Origin of the sequence: uncultured Aquimarina sp., from assembly GCF_947496855.1 — a bacterium.
Classification (GTDB): domain Bacteria; phylum Bacteroidota; class Bacteroidia; order Flavobacteriales; family Flavobacteriaceae; genus Aquimarina.
Genome location: NZ_CANMED010000031.1, coordinates 1 through 821 on the forward strand (window position 1 = coordinate 1; position 821 = coordinate 821).

Sequence of the window (821 nt, forward strand, 5' to 3'; positions counted from 1 at the left end):
AACGTCTCTTGTATGGTGCGTTTGCTTCCCAAAGGGAGCAAATGAACTATACAAATTGTTAGCTGTTTTTTTATTATTCTTATCACCAAAACAGAAATCTACGATGTCTCTTAATTCGTATTAAAGTTCCGTTTTTGTCGTAGTATTTAAACTCTCCTACTTTCTTTCCTTTTTTATAGTTTCCTTCTTCTTTTATAATGTGATTTGGATAATATTCTTTCCAATATCCATTTTTTACGTTTTTGTAACTTGATTCTCCACCAATATTAATATAATAAAAACCGCCTTTATATTTTTCAACATAGCAATTTCTGTGTGTCTCATTTTTGATTGCGTATAATGGTACTCTGCAATTATCTTCAAAATCAATAAACATCCGATTTCTAATAGGATTTAATATAATTACCTTTATTAGTCGGTTTTCAATTTCACGATGTTCTATTGGATAATTATTGTCCGTTGATAGTCTGGTAACTAAAAATGAAGTATTATTATTTTTAATAATCCAATAATTTTTTCCGTTAGTTGTAGTAAGTTTTGAATTTGGATAACTTGTATAAATATCTTTAACTGTTGTTTTTCCTAATTCGATATTCGTTATACCGTCGATTTCACCCTTAAATGGCGAATATAAACGGATTTGTCTTATTAATTCATCATCATAATTGGCTTGAAAAACTATTCCAAGTTTCTTTATGTACGTAGAATTCACTTTGCTGTAAGCTGTCCCACATTTATCAGTATATGGACAGCTGTAAGTTATAGTATCAGTAATAATTTCAGAAGCATATTTTTCCTTCGCATCTGCGAGAGTTGAATAT

Annotated in this window: 1 protein-coding gene; it reads right to left on the reverse strand. The window is 29.2% G+C overall.

Going from position 1 to position 821, the window contains the following annotated elements; all coding sequences use genetic code 11:
• Nucleotides 1-82 precede the first annotated feature (82 nt).
• Nucleotides 83-821, reverse strand: a 739-nt coding sequence (locus Q0921_RS24935) for a toxin-antitoxin system YwqK family antitoxin (RefSeq protein WP_367183354.1), incomplete at its 5' end; no start/stop codon positions are given.